General features: G+C 42.4%; 23 protein-coding genes and 1 riboswitch. Of the genes, 8 read left to right on the top strand and 15 right to left on the bottom strand.

Features of this window, described 5'->3' with window-relative positions; genetic code table 11:
* Positions 1–13: 13 nt before the first annotated feature.
* The 3 genes from ASU00_RS06075 to ASU00_RS06065 form a co-directional block, all read right to left on the bottom strand.
* A complete protein-coding gene (locus ASU00_RS06075; protein ID WP_057912540.1) occupies positions 14–316 on the bottom strand; it encodes a phasin family protein in 303 nt (100 codons plus the stop codon).
* A gap of 874 nt (positions 317–1,190) precedes the next feature.
* Positions 1,191–1,421, bottom strand: coding sequence for a hypothetical protein (locus ASU00_RS06070; protein ID WP_057912651.1), 231 nt, complete (start codon positions 1,419–1,421; stop codon positions 1,191–1,193).
* Between the two features lie 62 nt (positions 1,422–1,483).
* Entirely contained in the window at positions 1,484–2,275 is a 792-nt protein-coding gene (locus ASU00_RS06065; RefSeq protein ID WP_057912539.1) for a TIGR00266 family protein, read from the bottom strand.
* 211 nt (positions 2,276–2,486) lie between these two features.
* Here ASU00_RS06065 and ASU00_RS06060 point away from each other — a divergent pair, with 211 nt between their 5' ends.
* Entirely contained in the window at positions 2,487–2,954 is a 468-nt protein-coding gene (locus ASU00_RS06060) for a CBS domain-containing protein (protein ID WP_057912538.1), read from the top strand.
* A 44-nt stretch (positions 2,955–2,998) separates the two neighbouring features.
* On the opposite strand, the gene ASU00_RS06055 is transcribed toward ASU00_RS06060, so the two are convergent.
* The 4 genes from ASU00_RS06055 to ASU00_RS25330 all read right to left on the bottom strand — a co-directional run bounded on the left by ASU00_RS06055 (position 2,999) and on the right by ASU00_RS25330 (position 7,226).
* Positions 2,999–5,113, bottom strand: coding sequence for a peptidoglycan D,D-transpeptidase FtsI family protein (locus tag ASU00_RS06055; RefSeq protein WP_057912537.1), 2,115 nt, complete (start codon positions 5,111–5,113; stop codon positions 2,999–3,001).
* Between the two features lie 287 nt (positions 5,114–5,400).
* Positions 5,401–5,754 carry a hypothetical protein gene (locus ASU00_RS06050; RefSeq protein WP_057912536.1) on the bottom strand — a complete coding sequence of 118 codons (354 nt, stop codon included), beginning with the start codon at positions 5,752–5,754 and terminating at the stop codon, positions 5,401–5,403.
* A gap of 77 nt (positions 5,755–5,831) precedes the next feature.
* Entirely contained in the window at positions 5,832–6,977 is a 1,146-nt protein-coding gene (locus ASU00_RS06045; RefSeq protein ID WP_152983687.1) for a DUF2515 family protein, read from the bottom strand.
* 75 nt (positions 6,978–7,052) lie between these two features.
* Positions 7,053–7,226: a hypothetical protein gene (locus ASU00_RS25330; RefSeq protein ID WP_161809702.1), complete on the bottom strand. Its 174-nt coding sequence runs from the start codon at positions 7,224–7,226 to the stop codon at positions 7,053–7,055.
* 520 nt (positions 7,227–7,746) lie between these two features.
* Here ASU00_RS25330 and ASU00_RS06040 point away from each other — a divergent pair.
* The 3 genes from ASU00_RS06040 (at position 7,747) to ASU00_RS06030 (ending at position 11,891) form a co-directional block, all read left to right on the top strand.
* Complete coding sequence (locus ASU00_RS06040) at positions 7,747–9,498, top strand: ABC transporter ATP-binding protein (RefSeq protein ID WP_057912534.1); 1,752 nt, start codon at positions 7,747–7,749, stop codon at positions 9,496–9,498.
* Positions 9,495–11,513, top strand: a complete 2,019-nt coding sequence (locus tag ASU00_RS06035) for an ABC transporter ATP-binding protein (protein ID WP_057912533.1) — start codon at positions 9,495–9,497, stop codon at positions 11,511–11,513. Before ASU00_RS06040 ends, ASU00_RS06035 begins: the two co-directional genes overlap by 4 nt.
* Positions 11,514–11,642: 129 nt before the next feature.
* Positions 11,643–11,891 (top strand): type B 50S ribosomal protein L31, encoded by a 249-nt coding sequence (locus ASU00_RS06030; RefSeq protein ID WP_057912532.1) that lies wholly within the window; start codon positions 11,643–11,645, stop codon positions 11,889–11,891.
* 92 nt (positions 11,892–11,983) lie between these two features.
* Here ASU00_RS06030 and metC read toward each other — a convergent pair whose 3' ends face one another.
* Positions 11,984–13,165: a cystathionine beta-lyase gene (gene metC / locus ASU00_RS06025; protein WP_057912531.1), complete on the bottom strand. Its 1,182-nt coding sequence runs from the start codon at positions 13,163–13,165 to the stop codon at positions 11,984–11,986.
* A complete protein-coding gene (locus ASU00_RS06020; protein WP_057912530.1) occupies positions 13,162–14,274 on the bottom strand; it encodes a methionine biosynthesis PLP-dependent protein in 1,113 nt (370 codons plus the stop codon). The genes metC and ASU00_RS06020 overlap by 4 nt, the downstream gene beginning before the upstream one ends.
* 87 nt (positions 14,275–14,361) lie before the next feature.
* Positions 14,362–14,475, bottom strand: a riboswitch (SAM riboswitch).
* A 325-nt stretch (positions 14,476–14,800) separates the two neighbouring features.
* Here ASU00_RS06020 and fumC point away from each other — a divergent pair.
* Both fumC and ASU00_RS06010 read left to right on the top strand, forming a co-directional pair.
* The gene (gene fumC, locus ASU00_RS06015) at positions 14,801–16,183 is read left to right on the top strand and encodes a class II fumarate hydratase (RefSeq protein WP_057912529.1); all 1,383 of its coding nucleotides are present in this window, start codon (positions 14,801–14,803) and stop codon (positions 16,181–16,183) included.
* Positions 16,184–16,290: 107 nt separating this feature from the next.
* Positions 16,291–16,533 (top strand): hypothetical protein, encoded by a 243-nt coding sequence (locus ASU00_RS06010; protein WP_057912528.1) that lies wholly within the window; start codon positions 16,291–16,293, stop codon positions 16,531–16,533.
* 54 nt (positions 16,534–16,587) lie between these two features.
* Here the strand turns inward: ASU00_RS06010 and ASU00_RS06005 are convergent, their stop codons facing one another.
* Both ASU00_RS06005 and ASU00_RS06000 read right to left on the bottom strand, forming a co-directional pair.
* Positions 16,588–17,733 carry an ABC transporter ATP-binding protein gene (locus ASU00_RS06005; RefSeq protein ID WP_057912527.1) on the bottom strand — a complete coding sequence of 382 codons (1,146 nt, stop codon included), beginning with the start codon at positions 17,731–17,733 and terminating at the stop codon, positions 16,588–16,590.
* A 119-nt stretch (positions 17,734–17,852) separates the two neighbouring features.
* Positions 17,853–18,740 (bottom strand): PucR family transcriptional regulator, encoded by an 888-nt coding sequence (locus ASU00_RS06000; protein WP_057912526.1) that lies wholly within the window; start codon positions 18,738–18,740, stop codon positions 17,853–17,855.
* 137 nt (positions 18,741–18,877) lie between these two features.
* Between ASU00_RS06000 and ASU00_RS05995 the strand changes: the two genes are divergently transcribed.
* Positions 18,878–19,984 carry an NAD-dependent epimerase/dehydratase family protein gene (locus tag ASU00_RS05995; protein ID WP_330219522.1) on the top strand — a complete coding sequence of 369 codons (1,107 nt, stop codon included), beginning with the start codon at positions 18,878–18,880 and terminating at the stop codon, positions 19,982–19,984.
* A 402-nt stretch (positions 19,985–20,386) separates the two neighbouring features.
* Complete coding sequence (locus ASU00_RS05990) at positions 20,387–21,133, top strand: MBL fold metallo-hydrolase (protein WP_161809701.1); 747 nt, start codon at positions 20,387–20,389, stop codon at positions 21,131–21,133.
* Positions 21,134–21,238: 105 nt separating this feature from the next.
* Here the strand turns inward: ASU00_RS05990 and ASU00_RS25660 are convergent, their stop codons facing one another.
* The 4 genes from ASU00_RS25660 to ASU00_RS05970 all read right to left on the bottom strand — a co-directional run bounded on the left by ASU00_RS25660 (position 21,239) and on the right by ASU00_RS05970 (position 24,347).
* Positions 21,239–21,427 (bottom strand): hypothetical protein, encoded by a 189-nt coding sequence (locus ASU00_RS25660; RefSeq protein WP_057912523.1) that lies wholly within the window; start codon positions 21,425–21,427, stop codon positions 21,239–21,241.
* 92 nt (positions 21,428–21,519) lie between these two features.
* A complete protein-coding gene (locus tag ASU00_RS05980) occupies positions 21,520–21,723 on the bottom strand; it encodes a YheE family protein (RefSeq protein WP_057912522.1) in 204 nt (67 codons plus the stop codon).
* 63 nt (positions 21,724–21,786) lie between these two features.
* Positions 21,787–22,983, bottom strand: a complete 1,197-nt coding sequence (locus ASU00_RS05975) for a YheC/YheD family endospore coat-associated protein (RefSeq protein ID WP_057912521.1) — start codon at positions 22,981–22,983, stop codon at positions 21,787–21,789.
* Positions 22,980–24,347 carry a YheC/YheD family endospore coat-associated protein gene (locus tag ASU00_RS05970; RefSeq protein ID WP_057912520.1) on the bottom strand — a complete coding sequence of 456 codons (1,368 nt, stop codon included), beginning with the start codon at positions 24,345–24,347 and terminating at the stop codon, positions 22,980–22,982. The genes ASU00_RS05975 and ASU00_RS05970 overlap by 4 nt, the downstream gene beginning before the upstream one ends.
* Positions 24,348–24,349 lie beyond the last annotated feature (2 nt).

Genomic DNA, 24,349 nt, shown 5'->3' with positions numbered 1-24,349 from the left:
TAGTACCTCCAGATCATGGTTGTGTGTGTTGGTTTTGTTGCTCTAAAATGGCGATTCGCCGCTCCAACTCCCGAACTTCTTCTTTCGTTGCCAAATTTAAGTTGTTGAGTGCTTGAGTGACTTTGAGCTTGACGGACTCATCCAGTTGTTTTTGCGCTTGCTCCCCTTTTTCCACCCACTGCTTAACCAGAACCTTGGAGTCTTCTTTACTGATATCGCCCTTTTTTACAAGCGAGTCCACTGCTTTTTCAATTTGTTCCTTTGTAGCAGCGGCAGCACCTAATCCTAAAGAGAACACATTTTTTAATAAGTCCATTGTTCATCCCTCCATACATTGTTTACTATGTGGGCTACCTTCACCCGGGTTCATTCATGTAGTTACCATTATCATACATCATTGAAGCCCACTGCAAAAATATAATGGGTTCTACTGACCGAGTTTGAAGTGAGGAGTAAGGGATGATGGATAAATCTCCAAATTCGTAGATAAAACAGAAGAATTGATAGATAAATCTCCAAATTCGTAGATAAAACAAAAGAATTGATAGATAAATCTCCAAATTCGTAGATAAAGCAGAAGAATTGATAGATAAATCTCCAAATTCGTAGAAAAAACAAAAGAATTGATAGATAAATCTCCAAATTCGTAGAAAAAACAGAAGAATTGATGGATAAATCTCCAAATTCGTAGATAAAGTAGAAGAATTGATGGATAAATCTCCAAATTCGTAGACTAAGCAGAAAGATTGGATGATGAATCTCCAAATTCGTAGAAAAAACAGAAGAATTGATGGATAAATCTCCAAATTCGTAGATAAAATAGAAAGTTTGATAGATAAATCTCCAAATTCGTAGAAAAAACAAAAGAATTGATAGATAAATCTCCAAATTCGTAGATAAAACAGTGTTTTTCTTCGCTCCTGAACAACGGCAACATACCGAGTTGGGTGGAGCATCGTTACCTTGACATGCACTTGCCGCGTAACTAAGCAAAGCGAACATTACCGTTCATTCGATATGGGTTGAAACGGGAGAGTATGAAGCGTTATGGGATAGTTGACAGCATTTTCTAAACGGGACGGAAAACCGGGAGATATCCTATTTGATGGACGCGGAAAATGATTTCGTTACGGGTGTTAACTTTATCGTCGATGGAGGATGACTAGAAAAATGATGTACGAAGAGTGAGTTCATTTTTTTCGATAAAGATATTGCAGTTCAGTTCCAAGCTCCCTGTTGAGCAGTCGTTCCATTTCTTCGAGCTCTTCAATGCCGATTGGAGCATCGGCTGCTGTCCAGTGGATGGTATAAACAAAATAGTAATCTCTTATTTTTCGGAAAATAACAGGAGAATTCGGGAATGAATCAAAAATTGCCCTAATATTATAGCGTCGCATGTAGGACCACTTAACAAGCTGCATGTAGCTACCCATCCTTTTCAAAGAGATCAATGGCTGCCCTGGTGCAGCCATTGATCTTTTCCTTATTTATCGTTGAATAAATTGAATAAACCCTTAGCAACACTGCCTTCTTCAGAAGATCCCCCGTTCTGCGGCGCTGCCGCAAATACACGGCTTGCAAGGCGGCTGAAAGGTAAAGATTGCACCCAGACGGTTCCAGGACCTTTCAATGTGGCGAAGAATAAACCTTCGCCTCCGAATAAAGCGGTTTTCACGCCTTTTACGAATTCGATATTATAATCTACCCCGCCAGTCATTGCGACTAAACACCCTGTATCCACACGTAGAATCTCACCTGCAGCCAATTCTTTTTTGTGGATCGTGCCGCCAGCATGGACAAAGGTCATTCCGTCACCTTCGAGCTTTTGCATGATGAAACCCTCGCCGCCAAAAAAACCTGTTCCTATTTTTCTCTGAAACTCGATTCCAATCGAAACTCCTTTGGCAGCAGCCAGAAAGGCATCCTTTTGGCAAATGACTTTGCCGCCGAGCTCGCTTAAGTCCAATGGAATGATTTTTCCGGGATAAGGTGAGGCGAAGGAGGCATGCCGTTTATCTCTTCCTTCATTCGTGAACGCCGTCATGAACAGGCTCTCCCCGGTAAGAAGCCTTTTGCCTGCACCAAATAATTTGCCCATCATTCCGCCGTCACTATTATGTGAACCGTCACCAAAAATGGTTTCCATCTTGATTTGATCTTCCATCATCATCAAGCTTCCAGCTTCGGCCACCACCGTTTCCTGTGGATCCAATTCCACCTCGACAAACTGCATGTCATCACCATATATTTTAAAATCGATTTCATGATTATTCATTTGCCATTCCTCCCATCATTCTTGTTTCATTGTAAAAGAAAATCTTTCAACCTGCCAATATTTTTCAAGCTGCCTGTCTCTTATTCGGGAGACATTTAGCCGAATTCTTATCAAGTCTGGAAAAAGGCAGTTCAGACAGCAAGGGTTTTTAAATAGAATAAGTTAGGGTATGGAATAAGAACGTCGAATGTATAAAAAGGGGTGGTTGATTATGTTAGTGAAGGACTTGATGATACGCGAAGTTTACGTTGCCCGTCCTGAATTTACCTTAAAGGAAATTTTGCGAATCTTGATAGAAAATAAAGTGGGTGGGGTCCCGGTTGTCGATGAAAACGATAAACTATTGGGAATGGTGACGGACGGGGATATTCTTCGTTATTTGACACCTGCGGAAGAAGCCATCATCGGATATTTCACATACATCACAATCCTTCCCGGTGAGGAATTGGATGAAAAGGTCACATCCAAAATGAACGACAAAGTTTCACAAATCATAAGAAATAAAAGAATTGCTAAGCTATCTCCAGAAGATCATTTAGATGAATTGATAAAGGTGCTTTCCAAGCATCATTTCAAGAAAATTCCCGTCGTGGACAAAAATGATAAAGTTGTCGGAATCATCAGCAGGGGAGATGCACTAAGGGCCCTATATAAGGAATTCGTTCAAAAACTGGAATAGTGGCATGAAAAGGCCTACTCGAAATCGAGCAGGCCCAGCTAGTATTATTGAGTGTTTTCCGCTATCTTGTCTGAATCGGACTTACCTTTTGATCGATCTTCCTTTAATTTAAAGTAGGTGTCCATTACTTGCTCACCGATCCGTTTGTTGATATCGTCAGCTGGTTTGCCTTGATATACCCATGGCACGACGACAGAGAATGCCACTTCCGGATTATTGTTAGGTGCATACCCTGCAAGCGTCAGATTGATGGTCGGGACGGGAGCACTATATTGACTCCTCCGCGGTCCGTCGTAAAAGGCTTCCGCGGTCCCCGTTTTCGCTGCAGCACGGTAGGATTTGCCGCCGAAATAATTATACGCCGTCCCGCCAGGCTCCTGGGCAACCTGCCGGAAACCTTCCTGGACACGCTGAATCCAAACATCCTTCCCGCCTAATTCGTTCAGCACTTTGGGGCTCATCGATTTAAAAACGCTGCCCAATTCGCTGTGTTCATCGGATGGGTTCCTGATTTCCCTGACCATCCGCGGTTCCAGCCTTTTGCCGCCATTTGCAATCGTTGATGCGTATTGTGCCAATTGCATCGGTGTATATGTATCATACTGCCCGATTGATAAATCCAGCAGCAACCCGTCCGTTGACGTATCGACTCCTTTAAACCCGACCGATTCATTCGGCAGGTCGATGCCTGTACGGACACCCAATCCGAATTGGGCATAATGATTGCGCATAATCGCATAAGCTTCCCGGTTGATACCTAGCGGTTGATTTGGAATATAATGACCGCCGGCAATTTTGATTGCCGTCATGAACATATAGACATTCGACGATTTCTTTAACGCGGAGACATCGGTTACATATCCTAAAGGGCTATAAGATTTCTTGGGTTTGGCACCAGCTAATAAAAGTGGATGGTCAAAAAACGCTGACCCCGGTGAAATGGCTCCCGTCTGAAAGCCCGTGTATACGGTAGCCCCTTTAACGGATGACCCTATCGTGTACGAGGTCGTAATGTTCCCAAGGGCAAAATCATTCATTTCCGTCAAGCCGGTTTCACTGTTACGTCCATATTGCCGGCCGGCCATCGTGAGCACCTCGCCAGTGTTCGGGTCCATCAAGACGACGAAGGCGCGATCCAATAAGTAGGTATTTCCTCTGGCTTTCGCCCTCCACAGTTCGCTTTCGATGATTTTTTCGACCTTTTGCTGAAGCTCCATATCAATGGACAGGATCAAGTCTTTTCCGCTTTGCCCTTCCGTGAGGGTATTCGTTTGGATGACTTCCCCTTTGCTCATCACATTTTCTATTCGCGTCTTTTGACCACGCAGGACATCTTCATATTGTTTTTCGATATAACTTTTTCCGACCCGGTCATTCCTGGTGTAGTCACGTGCCAGATAATAGTCGATATTCTCACTCGGAATGCCCTCTTCGGAAGAAGAGACCTTGCCAAGGACCGAGCGAAGGGTCTCGTCATACTTATAGGTCCTTTCCCAGTCCGTCGTTACGTCCACGCCTGGCATTTCGTCCAAATGCTCACTAACCCTGGCGTATTCTTTTGTGGAGACATCTTTATTCTTCACGATGGAAGGTGTGAGGGCATAGCCGCTATTGAATTCCCGGAATATGGCTATCACTTCCAATTCATCCTTGGTGAATTCGTTGATATTCTCTTCGGTGACACGCTCTAACTGGAGCTTGTATAAATCCTTTTGCTCTAATTTCTTTTCGGTAACTTTCTTGTTCTCGGCCTTGGTGATCAGCGCCTCGGCTTCTTTCGGATGCTTTAAGATCCAAAAATCCTTTTTATCCGGTGTCGTTACCTTTTTCGTATCTTTTTCGATCAAGGTAGCAAGAACCTCAGCCGTTTTCACCATATCGGCGGTTTTCGTATTCGGGTATTTCGTATAAGTGATGGCATTGCGCGGCTCATTATCAACGACCGGATTAAAGTTACGGTCATACATCTTTCCACGCGGTACAGGGGTATTGGCCACATCGTTTTCCGTTCGGTCAACTTCACGAAGGTAGTCATCCCCATACACGATTTGGACGATGCCAAGCCGGATTATTAAGCTTGAAAATAAAATGAATATTAAAAAGAACAAGAAGTTCAGTCGGAAAGGAATTGGGTTTTTTTTCTTTTTTTCTTTGGCCATCAGTAACATTCCTTTCTAGTAAAAGTAAAAAATAAGAAAATTCCTATCTCTAATGATATATAAAATTAACTTATTTTTCTATGCTTTATCCGTAAATTTATCTATATTTCCAAAACAATGTTATATAGTTATATAATTCCTCATAATCTTAAGATTGGGAAAATTACTAGAGTGAAGATTCTGATAGAAGGGAAAGCGGAGGAGGTGCTATATGGAATGGCTCACGTGGAAAGCAAGCGGGAGAGCTTTGGTAAATGGCGAACCATAAGCTCCAACAAAATTGATAATTAGTTGGCTTCATATTTCTTGATGGGGGATGGAGTGGAAACACTGATGATCTCTTTGAAATATCTTCTTAGCTCAAGCCATTTTTCTGGGTAAATATAGATGAAACGTTCCATCGTTTCGATAGAGTGCAGCACAAGGCAATCGATTTGATCGGTTTTTTTATTCTGTAAGTTGGATAGCAGCTCATGCGGGATCGTGTAATAGAGATGGAGCTGATAAGGATTTAGTATGACCGGGGAAATATTGTTTTCTTCCAAATATCTGTCTGTCACAATCTTTTGGATTGCAAAGCTTTCCGTCATATGTAATTCTCCGATCGTATAGTTCGGATTCAATAATACGATGCCTCTCATTTGCTTCACCCATTCTTTTTGCTAACCATTCTTGCCAAATGAAGGGTGGGATATTCAAAGTAAGAGGCTTGATTCTGCTAGAAAAGGGCTTTCAGCTCGTTGATGGCTTTGAGTTGTTTGACATTTTCGAGCACCTTGTTGGTCAAATCCACCTTTTTTATGATTGGTTTGCTTTGTAAATCCTCGATAAAGCTTTCTTTTTTATACCAATCAATCGATGGGGTAGGAAAGAAAGTATGATCTGCCCATGCATCTTGAAGGAGAGGGCTATAGACTTTATCATCTTTTGCAAATGCATCGGAGGAATAAATGCTTTCCCAGTAATCCATTCTCGAGCCAGTGTGTGAAACATCGTTTGTAAATTCTTCAACACCATGAAAAACAGACGGGTGCTGAAAAAGAAGCTCATATAGGAATTTACCCGTTTCAATTCGCTGTCGGGGATTGGCAAAGCGTTCCACGGTAAGGCCAGTTAAGGAACGGAGTCCGTCTTGCTTATTTACGTAAGGGAAGATCACATTTGTGAAGCCTAGAAATTCTTGAAGCTGAAAATCGAGCCTTAAAAGGATTTCACCATGACGGGTACGATTTAATATCCGTTCTTGAATCATTCTTTGCTCATTTATGATAAGGGCTGTCGTCAAAAGGGGCGAATGGGGTTCATTTATGAAGTATTCCCAAATAGGGGCCATGAACCTTGATATATGGAAGAGGGGGAAATACTTTTTTAATCGAAGCTCCTTTTGTTTAGTTTGTTCATATAGAAGGAGCTGAGGAAAGGCATCGGCAAATATCGCTGAATTGGCACGTTCCAGGAAAAGGAAAAACTTCTGCCGTTCCGCTTGGCTAAGCAGCTGGGTCATGGACGAGCTTTTCAGGTCGGTCATATGGTATCCCCCATTTCTCGAAACCATATGTGCCAAAAACGCCCAATGAACCTCTGGGTTACGATGGTAAAAGTCAAAATATGCTTGCGTTCTCGTTATATTATTACGGTTCAAGGCAGCCGTTTCGGTCCGAATGCTTTTTACAAGAGCGGCTTCCTCTGGAAAAAATACCTTTGACTCTTCGTCAGGCTGAAAAAGTTCTTTTTGTAATTGAGTTTTTAGCAGGCGGAATTTTTCAGAATCAATGATTGGTTTCGTTTTGACAGGGGATGTTGCTAACAGCTTCTGTACAAATTGGGAGAACATACGGATCACCACGAGTGTTTTTTCGATCATTATATGCAGCGCGGTCAAGAAAGGGGCTTTGCATTTGCAACGCCCTAAAATTGATTGCTTATGAAAATTTTTTCTTCATCTTTTATTTTTCTTCTTCTTTTCCCTGTTCAATAAAATATAATAAACTATCCAGAAAAGTAACACGGGAATGAAAGATAACGGCCTATATTGAAGCGGTACGGCGAATAAGATGAAAATGGCCAGAAATAGGAACGGAACCGCCAGGAGTATATATTTTCTCCAATCCATACTAAAACCTCCTTATGTAATGTCATTCTTATAAGAATAAAGGATTAGTCAGCAATAATCTAGAAAAGTCACAATTGACAAAAATATACTCACGTAGTAATCTTTAAACACGAGTTAAAAATTACCATTATTAATGAGGAAGGAGGCGAACGTCATGACTAAATCAAATAAGCAAATAAAAGCTAAAATTGAATATTTTCATGCGTCCGCCTGCCCTGATTATACGTCTTTCTAGACACATGATCAAAATGAAGCTCATTAATCATTTTCAAGCGCAGGTTGTGGATTTTTTGCGGCCTGCGCCTTTATATGTGTTCTCTTACGCATCTAAAAAAAGCTTCCGCTAATTGGCGGAGGCTCTTTGGCATTGGGGATTTGAGGAGCATTAGCATCCTTTCCATATGATAGATAGGGGGAAATATGAATGAGACAAAATAATTTCGGAGTCATCCAGCAGCCAGGAGATCCAGAAAGCGGTTAGCGAAGAGAAAACAGATTTGAACAAAAGGGAGGGGAATCGATGTTTGCAATTTTCAAGAAGCTGTCCTGGTTCTTTAAAGAACAGTGGCAGCGTTATACCTGGGCGATTTTATTTCTATGCCTGGTGAATATTTTGGAGGTTATTCCGCCAAAGCTCGTCGGGAACGCCATCGATGATATGAACAATGGCAACATGTCTCAGGATGCAATCATGAAATATGTTATGTATTTGCTGCTGGTGCTGTGTGGTAGCTACCTGTTTGGGTATATATGGAGTTATCTGTTATTCGGCGGCGGAAACTTGGTTGAACGAAAATTAAGGTCAGGGTTCATGGGTCATTTACTGAAGATGACGCCGACATTTTATGAGAAAAACCGGACAGGGGATTTAATGGCGAGGGCTACCAATGATTTAAAAGCAATTTCGCTTACAGCTGGTTTTGGGATATTGACCCTTGTTGACTCGGTGCTGTTCACCATTACGGTCGTGGTCATGATGGGTGTAACCATCAGCTGGGAGTTGACGATTGCGGCGGTTCTGCCGCTGCCGATCATGGCAGTAATGATGCAAATCTACGTGAAGAAAATATATAAGCGCTTTACGGATGCACAGGAAGCATTCGGTACGTTAAATGACAAGGTCCTGGAATCGATTTCCGGTGTCCGTGTCATCCGCGCCTATGTCCAGGAGCGGGAGGATGAAAAAAGATTTGATGAAATGACAGAGGATGTCTATCGCAAAAACCTTGCTGTGGCAAGAATTGATGCCCTCTTTGATCCAACGATTTCAATCATCATCGGCATCAGCTATTTAATCGGGTTAGGCTATGGGGCCTATCTTGTTTTCCAGCAGTCGATAACTCTTGGCGGCCTTGTGTCGTTCAATGTGTACCTTGGCATGTTAATTTGGCCGATGATCGCGGTGGGTGAGCTGATCAATGTCATGCAAAGGGGAAATGCTTCGCTTGACCGAGTTCAAGATACGCTTTCATATGAAAGGGATGTAAAAAACCCATTGGGGCTGGAGAGTATTCCGAACCCGGAAGATATCTCTTTTCAACAAGTGTTTTTTACATATCCATCTTCATCAGTAGTGAATCTATCCAATATATCCGTGCACCTTGAACGTGGGCAAACGCTAGGGATCGTTGGAAAAACGGGAAGTGGAAAAACGACCTTTGTGAAGCAATTGCTCAGGGAATATCCTTTAGGTAAAGGGAAGATCTCTTTTGCCGGCATACCGTTGGAGCAATTGGATCTTGAACAAATTCGCTCGATGATCGGTTATGTTCCTCAAGACCATTTTTTATTCTCACGGTCTGTGCGGGAAAATATTTTATTCGGAAAAATGAATGCTTCTGAAGAAGAACTGGCTGAAGCAATCAGGCTTGCCGATTTTGAGAAGGACGTCATGATGCTGCCTGATCGGCTTGAGACGCTCGTTGGTGAAAAGGGTGTTGCCCTTTCTGGAGGTCAAAAGCAGAGGATATCGATTGCAAGGGCCTTGATCAAAAATCCGCAGATTCTTATCTTGGATGATTCCTTATCAGCCGTGGATGCCAAAACCGAAACGACGATCATCGAAAACATCCAAAATGAACGGGCAGGGAAAACAACCATCATCACGACGCATCGCTTATCAGCCGTGCAGCACGCGGATACAATTATCGTTTTGGACAGCGGAAAGATCATCGAAGAGGGTACTCATGCGGACTTACTTCAGAATGATGGCTGGTATAGGGAGCAATATGAGCGGCAGCAGGTTGACGAAGGAACGGAGGTGAGGGCATGACGGTCGTGAAGAAACTATTTCATTATGCTGCCCTTTATAAAAAATTGATCATTTGCGCCTTGATCATGCTGGCGCTTTCGGTAGCAGCCGATTTGACGGGCCCGTTCGTTGCAAAAAAAATCATCGATTCACATATCCTCGGCATCGAAACGTCCTGGTATGAAACGGAAAAAGGAAAAGATGCGGTTAAGTATAATGAAAATTGGTATAAACGTGCGGATTACTTTACGGAAGGGGAGAAGAAAGGCAGGGAAGTCCACGTGTTCCAGGTGGGCAATCAATTTGTTTTCGTTAATGAAGCTGTACCTACGGATGGGCGCAGAACTTTGGAAAACCAAACGTTAATCATCAACAAAGACGGGGATGAGCACCAAGCTCAAATAGTGAAATTGACGAGTCAGGAAGTGATGGGATTTTACCAGCCTGAAATTCCACGCATCATAAAGCTAGTCGCTTTTTACTTTGGGCTTGTGATCATTTCTTCGATCTTTCAATATGGGCAAAGTTTCTATCTACAGAAAGCGGCAAACCGGATCATTCAAAGAATGCGAAACGATATTTTCACGCATATTTCCCGTTTACCGATCCGGTATTTCGATAATATGCCAGCGGGGAAAGTGGTAGCCCGGGTCACTAACGATACAGAGGCGATCAGGGAATTGTATGTAACGGTGCTCGCCAACTTCTTTTCGAGCACGATCAATATCTTCGGGGTTCTCATCGCTTTGTTCATTCTGGATGCACGTGCAGGAATGATGGGCCTTTTACTTATTCCAATCATCGTTATCTGGACGAAAGTTTATCGTAAATTCGCCTCGAAGTACAATCACATCATACGGGAACGGATAAGTGACATCAATGGCATGATTAATGAATCGATTTCTGGAATGAGCATCATCCAGGCATTTGGACGTGAAAAGGAGACGAAGCAATCCTTTGAGAATTTGAACCGGGAGCATTATTCCTATCAAAATAAAATGCTGCATTTAAATTCATTGACAGGCGGAAACTTGATCGGTGTCATTAAGGTTTTGGCGTTAATTGCATTTGTCTGGTATTTCGGTGGGATGTCCCTAACCGCGAGCTCCGCCATTTCTTTAGGGATGATGTATGCCATCGTCGATTTGATCAGCCGGCTGCTCCATCCACTTCACGGAATCGTTAATCAATTCGCCAACCTCGAACAGGCACTTGTTGCAGGGGAGCGGGCATTCAGCTTAATGGATGAGCAGGGGGTGGCAGTCAGTGATGAAAGCATAACCAGATACAAGGGAAATGTAGAATTCGAACATGTTTCTTTTGGTTATAAGGAAAATGAATATGTGTTAAAAGACATTACCTTCTCAGCTAAGCAAGGGGAAACGGTCGCCTTGGTCGGGCATACAGGCTCAGGTAAAAGTTCGATAATGAATTTATTGTTCCGTTTTTATGATAGCAGTGAAGGGAAAATCAAAATAGATGGAAGAGATATATTGGATATCCCTCATCAAACACTCAGGGAGCATATGGGAATCGTCCTTCAAGATCCCTATTTATTCACTGGCACCATCGCATCCAATATTAGCCTCGATCATAACGGCATTACGAGGGAAATGGTTGAAAAGTCATTAAAGGATGTTGGCGGGGACAAAGTGCTGAAGCATCTTCCTTTAGGGTTGGATGAACCGGTTATTGAAAAAGGGGGAACGCTGTCTTCCGGACAGCGGCAGCTAATCTCTTTTGCCCGTGCTCTAGCATTCAATCCGGCGATATTGATTTTGGATGAGGCGACAGCAAGCATTGACACTGAAACGGAGGCAATAATTCAGCGGGGGATGGACGTGCTGAAAAGGGGAAGAACGACCTTCATCATTGCACATCGACTTTCCACGATCAAAAATGCCGATCAAATTCTTGTCCTTGATAAAGGAAGGATCACCGAGAAAGGCACACACGAGGAGTTAATGGAATTAAGAGGGAAGTACTACCAAATGTATGAACTGCAGATTGGTCCGCAAAAAGGGATGACAGGTTGAAATGAATAAGCGTAATCATTGAGATGAAAAAATGCTTGGGTGGGCCAATTTTGACCACCCAAGCATTTTTGTTGATAATAGTAATCATTACGTTTAAGATAGTGTTATCCTAACAATGAGGTGATAATAGTGAAACAAAATATTCATCCTGATTATCAACAAGTAGTATTTATGGATACGAACAGCGGATATAAATTTTTTACTGGGTCCACGAAAACGTCAAACGAATCGATTCAGTGGGAAGACGGTCAAACGTATCCATTATTAAAAGTCGAGATAAGTTCAGATACGCATCCTTTTTATACAGGGAAACAAAAGTTCGCTGAAAAAGGCGGACGAGTGGATCGCTTTCTGGAAAAATATAATAGGAAGAAATGATAGCAGGACCATCGATCACTCGATGGTCCTTATTACTTGTATTGGAATGAAACAAAGGGCTTCCATGAAAATAGGTGCCAACCATTCTTTCATTATTTTGCAGCAAGAACTTCCCCTTTGGGAATGGTTATAAGGGCGGCATCGAAATCCTTGATCAAATCGTCCGGGTTTTCAAGTCCGACCGAGAGACGAAGCAGGCTGTTGGATATGCCCCGCTTTTCCCTTTCATCTGCAGGCATCGCAGCATGTGACATTTTAGCCGGGTACGATAAGATTGATTCGACAGCTCCAAGACTTACAGCAAAAACAGGAAGTTCAACAGTGTTCACGAAGGAGCGGAAAATTTCCTCGCTTGCCAATTCAAATGACAGGACCGCGCCTGCACCAAGCGATTGACCTTTCTGGATGGCATGCTGTGGATGATCGGCGAGTCCAGGATAATAAACCTTTTTCACTAAGTGATGGTTCTCCAAGTAGGCAGCAATTTTTTCTGCTCCTTTTTGGGAGTGCTCCATTCTTACCGACAAGGTTTTCAGTCCTCTCATGACAAGCCAGGCGTCCTGAACGCCAAGTACAGCTCCAAAGGAGTTTTGGAGGGCACCGAGTCTTTGCGCCAATTCAGGATCCTTCACCACTGCAAGCCCCGCTACTACATCACTATGTCCGGATAAGAATTTCGTCGCACTATGAAGGACGATATCAGCCCCAAGTTTCAAAGGCTTTTGCAGTGCCGGTGTCAAGAATGTATTATCGACAAAGCTTAAGGCACCAATTTTTTTGGCGATATCACATACGGCAGAAATATCCGTCACTTTCAGCAATGGATTTGAAGGCGTTTCGATGTAAATGGCCCTCGTATTTGGCTGAACGGCAGCCTCAATGCTTTCAAGGTCCGTCATATCAACGAAAGTATGCTCAATATTGAAACGGCTCAGTACAGTGGTGACCATCCTGAACGTTCCCCCGTACACATCTTCGGAAATGATGATATGGTCCCCGGCAGATAACAGCAGAAAAGCAGTTGAAATGGCTGCCATACCTGAAGAAAAGGCAAAGCCATGTGTGCCTTCTTCAAGTTCGGCAATGATCTCTTCCAAGGCCTCGCGAGTCGGATTTCCGCTTCGGCTGTAATCATATTTGCCGAATTGATCGATATCGGATTGATGGAAAGTCGATGCATGTTGAATGGGTACGCACACACCGCCCGTTGCCGGATCGAATTTATGCTGATTATGAAGTAATTTGGTTTCGAAGCTAAAATCATGTTCCGTCATCGTAGCGCCTCCCTTTTTACCTGTGCGAATGCTTGCTGCAAGTCAGAAATCAAATCACCGCTATCCTCGATGCCAACGGAGAAGCGGAGCAGGCGATTACAAACCCCGTTTGCCGTCCTGACTTCAAGCGGAATATCGGCATGTGTTTGTGTGGCGGGATAGGTGATGAAGCTTTCAACTCCGCCAAGGCTTTCCGCAAAAGAGATTAATGAGAGCGATTGTAAAAATGGGTTGACCGCCGCTTCATCAATGATACGGAATGAAATCATGCCGCCCCTTCCGGGATATAATACATCCGTAACACAATCATGTTCCAATAAGTAATCTACAAGTATCTTCGCATTCTTTTCATGGCGTTCCATCCGAAGTGCCAGAGTCTTCATGCCCCTCATCAACAGCCAAGAATCGAAGGGACTCAACACAGCGCCAGTGCCATTATGATGAAAGGCGAGAGATTCACATAATTCATGCCCACTAGCCACAATCAGTCCGGCGAGTACATCATTATGACCACCAAGATACTTGGTTGCACTGTGAATCACGATATCCGCGCCAAGCAGGATGGGTTGCTGAATAAGAGGCGTATAAAAAGTGTTATCAACAATTAACAATACATTGAATCGTTTTGCCAGTGCGGCAACGGCGGCAATGTCCGTTTGCTGCATAAGAGGGTTAGTGGGAGTTTCGATGAAGATGGCTTTCGTGTGAGGAGTGATGGCATTTTCAATATCCTCCAAACAACAAGTGTTTACATAGTCACAGTGTAATCCCCATTTCTTAAAGCCTTGTTCCAGCAGACGATATGTACCGCCATAAAGATCTTCACTGACTATCCATGCATCACCAGATTTGAATAATGCCAATATCGTGGAAATGGCGGCCATTCCTGAACTGCAGGCATATCCTTGGTCGCCTTTTTCGAGATCGGCAATCGATCGTTCCAATAATTGGCGTGTCGGATTACCTGTCCTTATATAATCGAATCCAGTTGATTGGCCAATTCCTTCGTGACGAAAAGCTGTAGAGAAGTAGACGGGAGGATTGACCGCTCCTGTCGTTGTTTCACTGCGATTTCCTAATTGCGCAAGATATGTTTCAGTTTTATACATAATTTTCCACTGCTCCTTTTCGTTATTAAAATAAAAAAAGCCTTCTTGTAAGAAGAAGACTTTTGATTAAGTGAGGATGAGTCATTCTTCTTATCTTCCAAGTTCTGAAACTTGTGGAATTAGCACCTTTTCATTGGTTTTAAACAAATGAAGGTTGCTGAGGTGTCATCGGGCCATTCCCTCTACCTCTCTCGATAAGAGTTTAGATTATTCAATTTCTTTTGAATTTACTATATATACAAAAAACTGTCAAGGACTAGTTGGAAAGATATTGCTTGGTTAGGAAAGGGATTATCTTGTTATAGCCCAGCGTGTCAGCAATTTGCGTTTTCATAAAAAAATTTAAAACTGTATTAGCCGATCATAGCCATGTGACCAATTAGGAAAAAGAGGAAGTGCTGGCCGGTTATTTTTGCTTTAAAATCATAAAATTTGTACAATGAGTGGAGAGAAAGAATAATACGACATTATTCATTTCAAATACATAAGGTCTTCGATGAATAGTGCAAATATAGGAGGAGAACACATGGATTACAGAGTAGAACGAGATACGATGGGTGAAGTGAAAGTGCCTGCTGATAAATATTGGGGAGCGCAAACGGAGAGAAGCCGTAACAATTTCAAAATCGGAAACGAAAAAATGCCGCTTGAATTGGTACGTGCATTTGCTTATGTTAAACAAGCTGCGGCAAAGGTGAACTATGATCTTGGTGATCTCTCGGAAGTGAAAAAAGATGCTATCGTAAAGATTTGTGGCGAAGTCCTGGAAGGTACGCTTGATGAACATTTCCCGCTTGTGGTTTGGCAAACGGGAAGCGGCACGCAAAGCAATATGAACGTGAACGAAGTGGTCGCTAACAAAGGGAATGAATGGTTGCAAGAAATTGGGGAATCGGAAGCCCTTCATCCGAATGATGACGTTAACAAGGCCCAAAGCTCCAATGATACATTCCCGACTGCCATGCATATTGCAGCCTTCATGGAAGTTGCTGAAAAGTTGGTCCCTGCCATCAAGGTCCTTAGAGATACGTTGGATGTGAAAGAAAAAGAATTTTGGGATGTCGTGAAAATTGGTCGGACGCATCTTCAAGATGCAACTCCGTTAACGTTAGGACAAGAAATATCCGGTTGGAAAGCGATGCTTGATAAAGATTTGGCGATGATTGAGGAAAGCAGCCAAAAATTATTGAACCTAGCTCTTGGCGGAACGGCAGTAGGAACCGGAATCAATACAAAAAAAGAATTCCCGGAGCTTTCTGCAAAACAAATCGCAGCGGACACTGGACATCCTTTTATCACATCGGATAATAAGTTCCATGCACTGACAAGCCATAATGAAATTGTATATGCCCATGGAGCATTGAAAGCATTGGCAGCGGATTTAATGAAAATTGCGAACGATGTTAGATGGTTGGCAAGCGGACCTAGAAGCGGAATCGGTGAAATAGCCATTCCGGAAAACGAGCCCGGCAGCTCCATCATGCCAGGGAAAGTCAATCCAACCCAAAGCGAAGCGCTTACCATGATTGCTACACAAATCGTCGGTAATGATGCCACTATTGGCTTTGCAGCCAGTCAAGGGAACTTCGAATTAAACGTATTCAAGCCGGTCATCATCTATAACTTCTTGCAAACGGTTAAACTATTGACGGATGGCATTCACTCTTTCAACGATAATTGTGCAGTTGGAATCACCGCCAATGAAGAAAAAATCAAAGAAAATGTGGATCGTTCCCTTATGCTGGTAACGGCATTAAACCCGCATATTGGTTATGAAAAAGCGGCCAAGATTGCCAAAACTGCATTCAAGGATAACTCTACATTAAAAGAAGCCGCTTTGAAATTGGGATTCCTGACTGAAGATGAATTCAAAGCATGGGTCGACCCTGCTAACATGGTTAATAAATAATTCCATAAGAGTGCCCTTCCAATGTTTTTTGGGAGGGTGTTTCAATGTGTTAAAATGGTTGAAACAACCAATACTAAGGATCATAGGCTGGAAATGGAGGAAACATAATGTCTTTATGCCCGCTTTGCAACGGTCTGAGAAAAATCCATGTCAATTGCCCCAAATGTGGCAGTGATCTTGATGATAAAGGGAAATTCATGGATTACGCTGATGAATATAGTGCTTATATGGATATCGATACGCTTAAGCTCAATGACGGATACCCGCAATCCCTAAAAAAAGGCCAATGCCCGCACCTGATGAAATGTTCTGCATGCGGTCATGATGAAGTGGTGTTAGTGCAGGAATAGAACGGGGCATACATGCAAAAAAAGACCCATTTAAAAAACGGGTCTTTTTTGCGTTTAATTTGCAGACAACTTCAAGTCTTCAGCAATCATTTCATCTTGTTCAATTAGAATGCGATGTTCGGTGCCTTTATCAAAGAAGTGTGCTTTATTCATGTCGACGGCAAGGTCGATGATTTCGCCCGCTTGGATAATATTTTTCGCATCGACCCGTGCAACGAAGTTCTGTCCCTCTAGTGTGGAGTAAAGCATGATCTCCGCGCCCATGAGTTCGGATACATCAACTTGGGTTTTGAACATAGTATTAGGTGACTGCGTGAAGTAAGCTCCTTCATTATGGAAATCTTCGGGACGGATGCCAAGGATGATGTCTTTTCCGACATAGCCTTGGTCACGCAGCATTTTCATCTTCATTGCCGGTATTTCAAGCGTTTGCTGCCCGATTTTGATGCTGTCTTCTTTCAATGTTCCGGTGAAGAAGTTCATGGCAGGTGATCCGATAAAGCCACCGACGAAAACGTTTACAGGTTTCTCGTACACGTCTTTTGGTGCCCCCACCTGCTGGATGATACCATCCTTCATTACGACAAGGCGTGTCGCCATGGTCATTGCTTCTGTTTGATCATGTGTGACATAGATCGTTGTTGTATCAAGCCGTTTATGAAGTTTAGCGATTTCGGCGCGCATTTGTACCCGTAATTTGGCGTCGAGATTCGATAATGGTTCATCCATCAAAAACACTTTTGCGTCCCTTACAATGGCACGGCCAAGAGCGACACGCTGGCGCTGACCACCTGAAAGCGCTTTAGGTTTTCTGTTTAAATACTCTTCAAGTCCGAGGATCTTCGCTGCTTCAGTGACTCTTTGCTTGATTTCCGCTTTTGGCGTTTTCCGAAGCTTCAATCCAAAGGCCATATTGTCATAGACGGACATATGAGGATATAAAGCGTAGTTCTGGAAAACCATTGCAATGTCTCGATCTTTAGGAGGAACATCATTGACGCGCTTGCCGTCTATAAATAAATCCCCTTGTGAAATGTCTTCGAGACCGGCAATCATCCGTAATGTCGTCGATTTTCCGCAGCCGGATGGGCCAACGAAAACAATGAATTCCTTATCGTCAACACGAAGGTTAAAATCTTTAACAGCTGTCACCTTTTTATCATAAATCTTGAAAATATGATCTAATACTAACTCTGCCATGAAAAAATCCCCCTTTTAAACTTGATTGCTTGTACTAATTAACTATAGTCTAAGCTATCAGTTTAGAAAAAAGTATAGGCACATTGCACAAAAAAGGATGATAATTCCGAAAAATTAAATTAATCATTCAGTAATAGAATCAAATAAGATGTCAAGGCATGACGAAAGTTTCTTATATCGAGACCTGTTCTTTCGCTGAATTTATCTATTCTGTATTGTAAGCTGTTCCGATGGATATAAAGCTGCTTGGCCGCATATGTGGCATTGGAGTTGCACTCGATATACGTTTTAATCGTTTTGATAAGTTCGGTATCCTGCTGTGTCTGGCCGAGGATCTCATTGATATACCACTTTTTATTCAGAAAAGATTTGTCATGTAATAGTGAGTGAGGGAGGATGTCTGCCAAATCAGACACCTTTAAATCCGGCAGATGCACCTGTGCCAAATCAAAACATTTTTTCTCCTGGTTCCTGTGATGATGAAGGTCTAGATTTACAGGATGAAAGCGCCCGGTGAACATACGCGTCTTTACATAAAAATCACTTTCCAGCGTGGTTGATATGGCGATCAGGTCTTTTTTTGATAAAGATTCTTCCTTGTCGGTTTCCATTAAGATTCCTGACGTTTCATTTTCCCAGACGAAGGCTGCCTCAGCTGGTACGAAGGCAAGGAAAGCGTCTTCAAAATCGGTGATGGAAAAATCCGCATGAGACAGTTTGAAATGAATGAAGCGAATATTCTCCCAGCTTGTTAAAGGCAAGGGTGTATTCGGTTCGGATAAAAAAGTTTTCCAGGATGGTTCTGCCTGTGTTTTGAGGATATCTTGGTTATTTAAAGGAGCAAAAAGCAACTCCAATAAACGAATTTCTTCTGCCGTTATATCTGAACGGGGAATACCAATTGTACTTCCCATGAAGTCCTCGAACCATATATATTTATAATCTTCACCATTTTCCATCTTATTGGAAAGAGCGTTCGGGAATTTCTGTTTAAGCTTTTCAAGCACGGTTTCCACCTTCTTTCTCTCTCTACCTATCATTATAGCGAAAAAGAATAAAGTGGAAAAGAACAAGTATCATACTGAATTTCAGAAAAAAACGCTAAATGATATTCATCGTTAAATAATGGAAAAAGATGCATGTATTGTTAATTTTAGGAAAGGATACTGCGTATGCTTTATGGAATAGATTGATAAAAAGAGGAGGAGATTTTATGAAGATTTTAATATTGGGCGGGACACGGTTTTTGGGGCGCTTTTTAGTAAAAGCTGCGATAGAGAAAGGACATGATGTCACACTCTTTAATCGTGGAAGCGATCCAGATATTTTTCGCGAAATAGAACAGATAAGAGGGGACCGTGATGGAGGTCTGGAAACGTTGGAGGGAAGACAGTGGGATGCAGTCATTGACACGTCGGGTTTTATCCCTCGAACTGTATCAAAATCGAGCAGGTTGCTAAAACAGGTTAACCATTATACATATATTTCAAGTATCTCAGTTTATAAGGATCCAATTAACCCCGGTATAGATGAAAATGGGGAGGTTCAAACCCTAAAAGATGAAGATGTAGAAGAGGTAACCCGGGGCACAGCTGGACCAATATATGGTGAATATTATGGTCCATTAAAATCATTGGGTGAAAGAGCAGCTGAAAAAGAACTACCAGGAAAAGTCTTGTCAATTCGTGCGGGCCAAATAGTAGGTCCATATGATTACACAGATCGATTGCCGTATTGGATCAAAAGAATAGCGGAAGGGGGAGAAATCTTATCCCCTGGCCGCCCTGACCGTCCAATCCAGATTATCGATGCAAGAGATTTAGCGCAATGGATCATCCAAATGATTGAAAAAAATATAACAGGTGTATTTAATGCAACTGGACCAGATTACACACTTACTATGGGGCAATTACTTGAAAACTGCAAAAAGATAACCAGAAGTAATGCTGATTTTACATGGGTATCTGAAAAGTTTTTACTGGACAATAAAGTCGAGCCGTGGGGAGAGATGCCTTTATGGATACCAGAAGATTTTCCTTTAGCGGGAGGTAAGGAACCTTTGAATGGTTTTTTGGCTGTTGCTAACAAAAAAGCCATCAATAATGGACTGACTTTCCGTCCCCTTTCAGAAACCCTTGAAGATACTTGGAATTGGGAAAAAGGTCGTCCCGAATCTGCTAACAGAAAGGCTGGTATGCACATAAAATATGAGCATGATCTTCTTCGGTTATGGAATCAGACAGTTGGATGAAACGAATAAAGAAGGACAGCACATTTAGTTTGAGGTGCTGTCCTTTGTTGTTAATATAATTTAGTTAGAGATAACGATGGTTTGGGACTATTAGCAGTAGTCTTGGAACACGTATGAATTTGTAAATAGTCATAAGTAAACGCTCCAATTCACGAGTAATGGCGATACTATTTGTCATTGGGATTATTGTCAATGAATTCTGTAATTTAGGAATATATTTTTTTTGCTTATTTCATTTTACCTTGTCAAACGAGGGGAATGGTATTACATTTATTGTAATAACTAGAAATGACGGATTATGACTATCTTATACAATGAAGGGTGTGCAGCTTCATGATAGAGGTTAAGAAGGTAAATGATGTGGTTTGTGTGCACGGAACTCCGGGGGGAGTCAGGTCGGGGATGAGCGTTTATGTTTTTTTAACGGACGGTCTTTTGATTGATACGGGCGCACAGATCTTATTGGACGAACTTACTCCATTTTATGAGTCCGCCGACTTCGATTCAGTGGTCCTTACGCATTATCATGAGGACCATACGGGAGGCGCGTCCTGGATCCAGCAACATAAAGGCGTCCCGCTATTCATTCATCCGATGTCGGTTGAGGCTTGTGCTAAGGATGCTGATTATCCCGCTTATCGTAAAATGTTTTGGGGAAGGAGGGATGCTTTCAAAGCTGAGCCGCTTGGAGAGGCCGTTCATTCCCGCAGCCAGACATGGGAGCCGATTTACACCCCCGGTCATGCGCATGACCATATGGTGTATTTGAATCGCAGTACCGGCATGCTTTTTTCAGGTGATCTTTACGTCACACCAAAAACAAAACTTGTTCTGCGGGAAGAGTCCGTTCCCGTAATGATTAATTCCATAAAAAGCTTGCTTCAATATGACTTTGGTGAGATCTTTTGTTGCCATTCAGGGCATGTTAGGAATGGAAAGGAAATGTTCAGAAAAAAACTCGATTATTTGGAAAACCTCCGTGGTGAAATTTTGCTTTTGCATGGACAAGGGCGGACGGTTCATGAAATCCAGCAGCTCGTTTTACCCAATCGGTACCCTCTTATCGAGATCTCGGAGCATGAATGGGATTCGGAGCATATCATTACATCGATTTTGAATGAAAATGTTTTGAAGGGAAGCAATATTTAAAGAAAAAATGTCTATGAAAGGGTGACTTAAGAAATGTTCGGGGAAACAGGGGAAGCGTGTTCCAAAAAGAGCTCCCTTACAAGAGAGCTCTAGACATGCGGTCGTCTATTTATTGATGTTAGGATCTGTCTCGTCATACAAATCATGTGCTTCTTCAATGTTTCGAAGGTCAACGGTCTCATATACATTCCCGCCTGCCAATCCTTCATTGATATAGCGGTCAATATCGAGGAAGGCGGAGTCCCTTCCATCATACTCGCTATCCTTTAAAAAAGTCATTTTATCTTTGTCCAAAATAAATCCCTCCTAGCCTTTTCTATAGTTTAGGCAAAGAAGGGATTTTTATTCTTTTTCAGGTATTCCAAAAAGATATTTGACGATAAGGTTTATTCATAAACATGATAGACCATTAAGTCATGTATCATGGTTTTGAGCTTCGGTTCATCTTCTTTTGCAGGTGGGTTGGCTGTCCATTCGATGGTTCCATCTTTATGGTATAAGCCTTGGATAGCCTGCTTGTTGAAATAAAAGGAAATTTTCCATCCTGGCAAATTCTTATGCAGTGGTGCCCATTGAAAGTGACTGATCATATGTATTACCTCCATATATGCTGTCTCACATTACATTATAATGGAAAACGGCAGCAGGAGGTGTTATTTTATTATCCTGTTGGAAAAAGTTAATTCAATGAAAAGATTTTTTAAATGTAAAAGTCGATTAGCCTCTATTTCCTTTTCGTCAAACTGCATAGGCTTGGAGTTCACTTCGTATATGAATAACGAGCCAGATTCGTCTTCACCGATATCCATGGAAAACTCTCCGAAAAAGCCCGATTTTTTTGAAAGGATTTCCCCGCATTTTTGGGCAATCTTCGCCAATGTTAGATTCAGTCTTCGTGTTTGCAGGTTTTGATAAGGGTAAAGCTTACCACCTCGTGGAGTGTGTGTAGTGATTTCCTGTGTTTGTGACATCCTTACAGCATTGCCGGTCACTTTATAAAAACCTTTTTCATAATGGACGAGAATCCTGTAATCGTATCGATGACCAAGCAGTTTTTTTGGAATGACCGCCCGCTGAGCGAGGTAATTTCTTTTTAATAAGTCCTTTTTTTTTGTTTCCCAAAAAGAATCGAAATTCGAGAATGTCTCACTACGTATCAGGCTGCTAAACAAAAGGGTATCATCAGGATTTTTGCAGATGGTGTAAATGCCTTTTCCTTGGCTTCCTTTACAAGGTTTTAAGTAGATGTGCCGATGTGTATCAAGGAACGACTCAAGGCAAGCTCGGTTCTGCAGGATCGTTGTTGCCGGCAGGTGCTTGGCAAGGGAACCATCTTCCAGCAAAGTTTCATGCATTTCATATTTATCCAAAAAACCCGGGTTGAATATGGTCACATTGTGCTCATTAAAGTGTTTCGTGAGCGATTGATATTCTGCAGAAGCCTCATAGCCCCTTGAGGGGATACGATTATAGACAATGTCAGGAAGCGGCATCTTACACTCAATCCACTCGTTTGCATCGGATGAAAAAACATAACCTTTCATTGAACCAGAAGTAAGTTCCTTTCCCGTGAATGCATAAGCTAGGATTCCATGTTGAAAAAGATACAATGATAAATCCCGAAACAGGGACACGTTACCGCCCAAACCTGCTTCTTTTTTATGATTGAACGAAGTCAATATTCCAACAACAAGCACACGGTTGCCTGGGAATTTAGTGATTGGGCATAGAATTTGATCTGAAAGCTCTTTGTTATAGCTTAGCTCTTCTTCTTCGGCTCCTGCAAAAAGTACAGCATCCTTTTGATCATGGCACCACGTTTCCGAAGCGCTATCATAAAAAATATTCATCGCTGCACACTGATTGAATTTGTAATCGTCTGTTCTGTCAAATAAATGGCATAATCGAGGCTCAGCTTTCTTGTTAACAATTCGAATTCCTTAAGTTTAGGATGAGAGAAGATTGAGCGTCCTGGCTTGGAATTTGCTTCAAACATCCAGACCTGACCTTTTTTATCCAATCCGAAATCAAAACCGATTTCTGCAATAATGCCATCGAGATGCTTTTCGATGCTATCGCTTAATATCAGTGCTGCTTCAGATAGCTTGCGTTCGACTTCTTTTGCCTCATCGTCATCTCCAAACAATTCGGCAACGGTTTTGATGACTCCGCCACTTTTAATATGGGTCGTGACACTGCCTGCTCCGGCTATTTTTGCGGCAATCGCGGTTACCTGCCAAACTCCATTACTGTCCTTGTTCGTATGCACCCGGAAGTCGACTGGTCGCTTTTCGGAGCGAATGAGCGAGATGCCCTGCTGGACAATGAGATTTTCTAGCGGTCGATCATGAAAAAGGTGTTTAACGATCGATTCGAGTGTGGAGAATTTTTGTAATTTATTCTCCCTTGCTTCATTTTTATAGCGGCAATAGTAAACATTTTCATGCTTATCATAAAGAATTTGGTGAATGCCTAGCCCAAGGCTGCCATGGATGGGTTTGATATAAACTTGACGATAATGGGAAAGAAGCGTCTCTATGACAGATATGGATTGAAATGGATAGGTTTCAGGTAGATATGGCAGGGCCCGCTCATCTGCACATAACCTTTCGTTTACGTCCCATTTATTGAAAAAACCCGGATTGAACCATGGAATGGTATAGTCTTTTTGGAATTTCTGTTTCACTTCCTTAGGGCCGTCGCGGTTTTCGGTCAACCGATTGGGCAGCCGGTCATAGATGACGTTTGGAAACGGAAATTCATGAATGTGCCAATCATCGTCCTCGAACACATATCCCTTGATTGTTTCTTCATCCCAGTTGATGACATTTTCTCCGAAAACGAAGGGGATGCAGCCTGTTGTGCCGCTAAGGGATAGAAGCTTTGAAAAAAATGGCGACCTTTCACCTAATGGTTTGTTTGACAAGCCAGTGAAACCTGAAGAAAAAATGCCTACTAACGGGCCGATATGGATGGTCTTGCCGTATATGAATAAATGGAGGGGGATATCGGTGGGATCGAATTTCAGCGATTCCGCGAGACTCTCCGATAGGACAATGGATTGATTGATGGCCGGGTTTTGTTTCACACTGGCAGGACATGAATGCTGCCCGAAATAGATTAATTCGATTTCTCCCAAATCTCCAAGTTCTGAAGGATAAAAGAGAGCATTGCCAGGGATGACGGCAATCTCGGCAGGATAAGTCTTTCTCATTT

The sequence above is a fragment of the Peribacillus muralis genome (assembly GCF_001439925.1).
In the GTDB taxonomy this organism is placed as follows: domain Bacteria; phylum Bacillota; class Bacilli; order Bacillales; family DSM-1321; genus Peribacillus; species Peribacillus muralis.
The sequence above is the reverse complement of the archived record's forward strand: the minus strand, read 5'-3'. Positions and strand labels throughout refer to the sequence as shown.